We start from the raw sequence: 7,606 nt of genomic DNA on the forward strand, positions 1-7,606 counted from the left end.
GGGCAGGCATGGGCCCCGGATGATCGGGTCCTGTCGTACGGCGGTCAGACCCCGAGCAGGTCGACCACGAAGATCAGGGTCTCACCGGGCTTGATCGCCGGGGTGGGGCTCTGGTTGCCGTAGGCGAGGTGGGCGGGGATGGTCAGCTGGCGGCGGCCGCCGACCTTCATGCCCTGCACGCCCTGGTCCCAGCCCTTGATGACCCGGCCGGCGCCCAGCGGGAAGCGGAAGGGGGTGCCGCGGTTCCAGCTGGCGTCGAACTCCTCGCCCGTGCTGAAGGCGACCCCGACGTAGTGGACGGTGACGGTCTGGCCCGCCCGCGCCACCTCGCCGTCGCCCTCCCAGATGTCCTTGATCTCGAGGTCCGCCGGGGGCTCGCCGCCCGGGAAGTCGATCTCGGGCTTGTCGATGCTCACTTTTTCTCTCCTTGTCGCGTGACCTGCGTCGCGGACAGTCTCACAGACTTCCGGGTCAGACGGTGCCGAGGATGTCCACCACGAAGACCAGCGTGTTCTTGGCCAGCTCGCTGCTGGGGTTGGCGCCGTAGCCGAGGGAGGGCGGGATCACCAGCAGGACCCGGTCGCCCACGTTCTTGCCGACCAGTCCCTGGTCCCAGCCCGCCACCACGGCGCCGGTGCCGATCTGGAAGGCGGTGGCGCCCCCGTGGTCCCAGGAGGAGTCGAACTTCTTGCCGTCCTCCCACTTGACACCCGTGTACTGGGCGATGAGTCCCTGGCCGGCCTCGACCTTCTCGCCGTCGCCCTTGATCAGCACCTGCTGCTCGAGGTCCCCGGGGGCCTTGGCGCCCTTGGGGACGGTGATGGTCGCCGCCTTCTGCGACGGGGCCTGCACCGTCGGCAGCCCCGCCTCGGGGGCCGTCTGCTCGCCCTCGCTCTCGGCCTTGGCGTCGACGGTGGCGGCGCCGATCGGGTCGACCACCCAGATCAGCACGTCCTTCTCGGTGATGCCGGACGAGGGGTTCAGGTTCTCGCCGATCAGCTCACCCGCGGTGCCCTGGACGAGGATCCGGCTGCCCGGCTTCTTGCCCTTCACGGCGTCGAGGACCTTGGCCGGCAGCTGCCGGCTCGGCTTGCCGATCTGCTCGACGGACTGCTGCCGGGGCGTCTTGCCGTCCGCCGAGGGCGCGGCCCAGGTGCCGCCGAGCTCCTGGTCGCTTCCCCACTTCTCGACGGTCCAGTCCAGCCGGACGTAGTCGGAGGCCTTGATCGCGGCTCCGCTGCCTTCCGCGACCGTCTCGATCACGGTCTCCTCGGACGGCTTGCCGTCCTCGGGCACGGAGATCTCGGGCTTCTCCCCGGCCTTCCCGGTGACCTGGGCGACGCCTCCCGCCGCGTCGCCGTTGCTGTCGTCGTCCGATCCGCACGCGGCGGTGAGCAGCAGCGCGGGGACGGCCAGCAACGCCGCGACGTGTCGTTTCATGTTGTAGTTCATCAGTCCCACTGGGAATCGGGGGTGGGGGGCATTGTTCGCCACTCTACGACGTGCACGCTCCGCGCACGGCTCTCCCGGAACCCGCCGTCGCCCCGGACCGCCGCACGGACGCACCGGTGGCGGACGCCTCCGGCCCCTTTCCCGCGGGAGAACGCCCGGTGCCCCGGAGGCCGCGAAAGCCTCCGGGGCACCGGGCGTCCGCTCACATTCCGGCGATCAGCTTCTCCACCCGCTCATCCACCGAACGGAACGGGTCCTTGCACAGCACGGTCCGCTGGGCCTGGTCGTTGAGCTTGAGGTGGACCCAGTCGACGGTGAAGTCGCGGCGCTGCTCCTGGGCCCGCCGGATGAAGTCGCCGCGCAGCCGGGCCCGGGTGGTCTGCGGCGGTACCGACTTGCCCTCGAAGATCTTCACGTCGTTGCAGATCCGGGCCGCCTGCCCCTTCTTCTCCAGCAGGTAGTACAGGCCGCGGCGGCGGTGGATGTCGTGGTAGGCGAGGTCTATCTGGGCGACCCGCGGATGGGACATGGTCATGTTGTGCTTGGCCCGGTACCGCTCGATGAGCTTGTACTTCATGACCCAGTCGATCTCGGTGTCGATGCGGTCGAGGTCCTCGGACTCGATCGCGTCCAGCGTGCGGCCCCACAGCTCCAGCACCTGCTCGACGATGCCGGTGCGGATGCCGCGGCGCTCGCAGAAGTCCAGCGCCTTCTCGTAGTACTCGCGCTGCACCTCCAGCGCGGAGGCCTCCCGGCCGCTGGCCAGGCGCACCTTCCGCCGGCCGGTGATGTCGTGGCTGACCTCGCGGATCGCCCGGATCGGGTTCTCCAGGGTGAGGTCGCGCATCACGGTGCCCGCCTCGATCATGCGCAGCACCAGGTCGGTGGCCCCGACCTTGAGCAGCATGGTCGTCTCGGACATGTTCGAGTCGCCCACGATGACGTGCAGCCGGCGGTAGCGCTCGGCGTCCGCGTGCGGCTCGTCCCGGGTGTTGATGATCGGCCGGGAGCGGGTCGTCGCCGAGGAGACGCCCTCCCAGATGTGCTCGGCCCGCTGGCTGACGCAGTACACGGCACCGCGCGGCGTCTGCAGCACCTTGCCGGCGCCGCACAGCAGCTGGCGCGTGACCAGGAACGGGATGAGGATGTCCGCGAGCCGGGAGAACTCCCCGTGCCGGGCCACCAGGTAGTTCTCGTGGCACCCGTAGGAGTTGCCCGCCGAGTCGGTGTTGTTCTTGAAGAGGTAGACGTCGCCCGCGATGCCCTCCTCGTGCAGGCGTCGTTCCGCGTCCACCAGGAGTCCTTCGAGAATGCGCTCGCCGGCCTTGTCGTGGGTGACCAGCTCGGTCACGTTGTCACATTCGGGTGTGGCGTATTCCGGATGTGATCCCACGTCGAGATAGAGGCGGGCGCCGTTGCGCAGAAAGACGTTGCTGCTTCGGCCCCATGACACGACACGGCGGAAGAGGTACCGCGCCACCTCGTCAGGAGACAGGCGCCGCTGTCCCCTGAACGTGCACGTGACGCCGTACTCGTTCTCCAGCCCGAAAATGCGGCGGTCCATGAGGGAACATTACGCCCGATCCCCCGAACTGAAACGAGGTTCGAGGGCACGGTTCGGATCATTTTCCGAACGGGCCGCAACCACCGTGTTTTCGGCCGGAAGTACCAATACCCGCCCGGTGGCGATCAAAACCAGCAGCGACACGCCGCCCGCGACGCCCGGTACGACGAACCCCCACAGGGCCCCGCCCGCCTCGACGACCGGGCCCGTGAGCCCCGTTCCGACCGACGCGCCCACGGTGAACGTCGTCACCAGCCAGGAGAACGCCTCGGTGACCGTCCCGCGCGGCGCGTGCCGGTCGACCAGGACGAAGGCGCAGGCGATGACCGGGGCGAGGAAGAGACCGGCGACCACGGTGAGCGACGTCATGGCCACCGGGCCCGGCATCAGAGTCAGCGGCAGGTAACACACTGCCAGGAGGGCCACCAGCACCTGCAGTCGCCGCGCGGGCTCCCGCCCCACCGCCGCGCCCCGTACGCCGCGCCGCCGATGAGCGCGCCGAGGCCCAGGCCCGCCATCAGCCCGCCGTACACCCGGTCGCCGCCGTGCCCGTCCGCGTACGACACCGCCGCCACGGTGATGGACCCCATCGCGATCCCCACGAACAGGAAGGCGCCCAGCAGCGCGAGCAGCCCCCGCGAGCGCAGCGCGCCCAGCCAGTGCGCCTCGCGCGGCGCCGACCGCCAGGCGCGCGAGGGCGGCGAGACCACCACGGACAGGGCTCCCAGCACTCCGACGGCGTTCAGCACGAGCAGCGCCGCCTGGGCCGACCACAGCGAGGTGCACAGGGTCACCAGCAGCGGTCCGACGGTGAACATCACCTCCTGTGCCACGGCGTCCATGGCGTACGCCCGGTGCACCTGGCCCTCCTCGGGCAGCACCGAGGCCCACAGGGCCCGCAGCCCGCCCTCCAGGGGCGGGGTGAGGAGTCCCGCGGCGGCCACGGCCGCCCAGGCCACCACCGCCGGCCCGGTCCCCGTGAAGGCGAACACGGCCATCGCCAGCCCCGACAGCACCGCGGCGGGCAGTTGCACCCCCGGCTGCCCCCGCAGGTCCACCAGCCGCCCCAGCACGGGCTGCCCCACGGCGTTGGCGACCCCGTACACCGCGGCCAGCGCGCCGGCCAGGCTGTACGTACCGCCTTCCGCCCGCACGAACAGCACGATCGCGAGGGGGGCGGTCGCGTTGGGCAGCCGCCCCACCAGGGTGCCCGCGAGCAGCCGGGCCGCGTGCCGTGCCCGGAGGATCTCCAGGTATCCCGTGGCCATGCCGAGCCCTCCGCTCACGTCACCTGTCGGGGTTTTACGTATAACGTAACCGTCCATACGTACCATGTCCGCTGTTCCCCGGTCCAGACGAAGGAGTGGCCCGACGGTGGCACGAGCCAGCACCCGCCCCACGAGCCGGGACGTGGCCCAGGCCGCCGGCGTCTCCCAGGCCGCGGTCTCCCTGGTCCTCGGCGACAAGTGGCGCGGCCGGGTCTCCCAGGCCACGGCCCAGCGCGTCCGCGAGGCCGCCCGCACCCTGGGCTACCGGCCCAACCTCGCCGCCCGCAACCTCCGCCTCGGCCGCACCCGCACGGTCCTCCTGGTCGTCCCCGCCCTGACCACGGAGTTCTTCGCGGGCGTCTACACCGGAGCCGCCCGGGTCGCCTCCCGGCACGGCTTCGGCGTGGTGCTCTACCCCTCCCCCGAGGGCATCGGCCCGGCCCGCGACCCCTTCGCCTCCGCCCAGGCCGCCCTGGACGGCGTCATCGCCTCCTCCATGGCCGCCGAGGCCCTCACCGCGATCCGCGGCGACCAGCTCCCCCTGGTGATGCTGGACAGCGACCCCGACGGCACCACGGGCGCGGCCACGGTCAACCTCGACATCGCCGACGGTGTCCGCCAGGTCGCCGGCCACCTCCTCGCCCTGGGCCACCGCCGGTACCTCCACCTGGCCGCGGACGTGGCCTCCTGGACCTTCGAGGTGCGCGCCCGCGAACTCGCGGACCGCCTGCGGGAGGTCCCCGGCACGTCCCTGCGCACGACGAGGTCACCCATCTCCATCAGGGGCGCCGAAGCCGCGGCGCACGCCGCGCTCCTGGACCCCGACCGCCCCACCGCCGTGGTCTGCGACGACGACCAGCTGGCGGCCGGCGCCTACAAGGCGGCCCGCCGCCTGGGCCTGCGCGTCCCCGACGACCTCTCCGTCACCGGTCTGGACGACCTGGCCCTGGCCACCGCGATCGACCCGGAGCTCACCACGGTCCGCCTGGACGCGGAGCTCTTCGGCGAACGCGGCATGCAGGCCCTCCTCGCCGTGCTGGACGACCGCACCCCCGAAGCGGGCGACATCCCGGTCGACCTGGTGGTGAGGGGATCGACGGGACCGGCCCGTCCCCGATGAACGGGCGGGCCGCCCGCGGCCCGCGCAGGACGGCGCCGGGCGTCCGGCCGCGCACGACGGCAGGCCGGGAACGGCGGCGGGCGCCCCCGCGTCCCCGCCCGCCCCGCCGCGGGCACCCGCACATGCCGCGCGCCCCGGCCGACCGGCCGGGGCGCGCGGCGCGACCTCACCCGCGGCCGGGACTACTCCGCGTCTCCTGCGGACCCGGTCCTCGGCTCCGCGTCCGTCTCCGCCTTCGGCGCCGTCCCCGCGCCACCGGCCTCCAGCAGCCGCGACAGCTGCCGCCCGCTGATCCGCCGGAACTTCCGCTTCTGCGGCCGCGTACGGTCCAGCACCGCCACCTCCAGCCGCTCCGCGGGAATCTCCCGCTCGCTGCCGTTGGTGTCCCGCGACAGCGACTGGACGGCCAGCCTCAGCGCCTCCGCCAGCGTCATCCCGTCCCGGTGCCGCTGGTCCAGGTACCCGCTGATCTGCTCCGCGTTGCCCCCCACCGCCACCGAGCCGTGCTCGTCCACGATGGAACCGTCGTGCGGCAGCCGGTAGATCTGGTCCTGCTCCGGGGTCTCCCCGACCTCGGCCACCACCAGCTCCACCTCGTACGGCTTCTCCCCCACGCTCGAGAAGATCGTGCCCAGCGTCTGCGCGTACACGTTCGCCAGGCCCCGGGCCGTCACATCGGCCCGGTCGTAGGTGTAACCCCGCAGGTCGGCGTAGCGCACGCCCCCGATCCGCAGGTTCTCGTACTCGTTGTACTTACCGGCCGCGGCGAAGCCGATCCGGTCGTAGATCTCGCTGAACTTGTGCAGCGCACGGGACGGGTTCTCACCGACGAACACGATGCCGTCGGCGTACTGCAGCACAACCAGGCTGCGACCACGGGCGATGCCTTTGCGGGCGTACTCCGCCCGGTCGGCCATCGCCTGCTGGGGTGAGACATAGAACGGCGTCGACACCGGTTATCCGTCCCTTTCTGTCGAAGTCACTGGACCACCCTGGACCCTGAACCAACAAACCGCCCGCGCCGCGTCTACAGCAGCGCCGCCCGCGGGCCGTCCGGCTGCTCCAGCCGCCGCTCCAGCACGGACCGGGCGATCCCGGACGCCTCCTCCTCGGAGAGCCGGCGGAAACCGTCCTCGGTGATCACGGTGACGATCGGGTAGATCCGGCGGGCGACATCGGGACCGCCGGTCGCCGAGTCGTCGTCTGCCGCGTCGTACAGGGCCTGCACCACCAGCGTGGTGGCCTCGGCCTCACTCAGGTCGTCCCGGAACAGCTTCTTCATCGCACCGCGCGCGAAGATCGACCCGGAACCGGTGGCCGCGTACCCCTGCTCCTCCGAACGCCCGCCCGTGACGTCGTAGGAGAAGATCCGCCCCTGCTCCCGGTCCAGGTCGTACCCGGCGAACAGCGGCACCACGGCCAGCCCCTGCATGGCCATGCCCAGGTTCGAGCGGATCATCGTCGACAGCCGGTTCGCCTTGCCCTCCAGCGACAGCTGCGCGCCCTCGACCTTCTCGAAGTGCTCCAGCTCGAGCTGGAACAGCTTCACCATCTCCACGGCCAGTCCCGCCGTACCGGCGATGCCCACCGCCGAGTACTCGTCCGCGGGGAACACCTTCTCGATGTCCCGCTGCGCGATGACGTTGCCCATGGTGGCCCGCCGGTCACCGGCGAGCACGACCCCGCCCGGGAAGGTCACGGCCACGATCGTGGTGCCGTGCGGCGCCTCGATCGCGCCCTGGACGGGCGGCAGCTTCCTCTTGCCGGGCAGCAGTTCCGGCTGGTGCTCGGAGAGGAAGTCCATGAAGGAGGAGGATCCTGGCGTCAGGAAGGCAGCAGGGAGACGCCCGGTGCTACGAGTGTTGGCTTCCACGCGATTCCTTCCACGTATGCGGCAGCCCGCCTTATGGCATCGGGCCGATCCTTGAACTGCCCCAGCGCGGCATGACGGCTGAAGCACGATACGCCACGGACCCTACCCGTCTCGTGGCGGTGATCCACATACATCGCGGAAGCACGCGGACCTGCGCGACGGCGGATCCGCGGCCCGCCGGAGCAGGCCGCCCCACCACCGGCGAGGACTGCTCGCGGGGGGGGGGGGTGACGGCCCCCCGGGGACACAGACCACCCTCCTGTCCCCCGCCCCTCCCCCCCCCCCACCACCCCGCCGCTATGCGCCCCCCCCCCCCTCTCTTTTTTTCT

Annotated in this window: 6 protein-coding genes and 2 pseudogenes; 1 reads left to right on the plus strand and 7 read right to left on the minus strand. The window is 71.6% G+C overall.

The genetic code is table 11. The features are described 5' to 3' along the window. Window positions 1-44: 44 nt before the first annotated feature. The 4 genes and pseudogenes from ACZ56B_RS28230 to ACZ56B_RS28245 all read right to left on the minus strand — a co-directional run bounded on the left by ACZ56B_RS28230 (window position 45) and on the right by ACZ56B_RS28245 (window position 4,284). A complete protein-coding gene (locus ACZ56B_RS28230; protein ID WP_468796430.1) occupies window positions 45-416 on the minus strand; it encodes an FKBP-type peptidyl-prolyl cis-trans isomerase in 372 nt (123 codons plus the stop codon). Between the two features lie 55 nt (window positions 417-471). Beyond that, window positions 472-1,452: an FKBP-type peptidyl-prolyl cis-trans isomerase gene (locus tag ACZ56B_RS28235; RefSeq protein ID WP_468796432.1), complete on the minus strand. Its 981-nt coding sequence runs from the start codon at window positions 1,450-1,452 to the stop codon at window positions 472-474. A 202-nt stretch (window positions 1,453-1,654) separates the two neighbouring features. Beyond that, entirely contained in the window at window positions 1,655-3,016 is a 1,362-nt protein-coding gene (pafA, locus tag ACZ56B_RS28240; protein WP_468796434.1) for a Pup--protein ligase, read from the minus strand. A 9-nt stretch (window positions 3,017-3,025) separates the two neighbouring features. Next, window positions 3,026-4,284: pseudogene (locus ACZ56B_RS28245) on the minus strand (MFS transporter). Window positions 4,285-4,348: 64 nt separating this feature from the next. Between ACZ56B_RS28245 and ACZ56B_RS28250 the strand changes: the two are divergent. Continuing rightward, window positions 4,349-5,404 carry a LacI family DNA-binding transcriptional regulator gene (locus tag ACZ56B_RS28250; RefSeq protein ID WP_468796436.1) on the plus strand — a complete coding sequence of 352 codons (1,056 nt, stop codon included), beginning with the start codon at window positions 4,349-4,351 and terminating at the stop codon, window positions 5,402-5,404. Between the two features lie 182 nt (window positions 5,405-5,586). On the opposite strand, the gene prcA is transcribed toward ACZ56B_RS28250, so the two are convergent. The 3 genes and pseudogenes from prcA to ACZ56B_RS28265 form a co-directional block, all read right to left on the minus strand. Continuing rightward, complete coding sequence (gene prcA / locus ACZ56B_RS28255) at window positions 5,587-6,357, minus strand: proteasome subunit alpha (RefSeq protein WP_468796438.1); 771 nt, start codon at window positions 6,355-6,357, stop codon at window positions 5,587-5,589. A gap of 74 nt (window positions 6,358-6,431) precedes the next feature. Next, on the minus strand, window positions 6,432-7,277 hold the full coding sequence (gene prcB, locus ACZ56B_RS28260; protein WP_468796440.1) for a proteasome subunit beta: 846 nt from the start codon (window positions 7,275-7,277) through the stop codon (window positions 6,432-6,434). Next, window positions 7,229-7,420 (minus strand): annotated as a pseudogene (locus tag ACZ56B_RS28265) (endonuclease domain-containing protein); the annotation flags it as partial. The gene prcB and the pseudogene ACZ56B_RS28265, both read right to left, overlap by 49 nt. Window positions 7,421-7,606 lie beyond the last annotated feature (186 nt).

It is taken from the genome of Streptomyces sp. NPDC034670 (genome assembly GCF_055574875.1).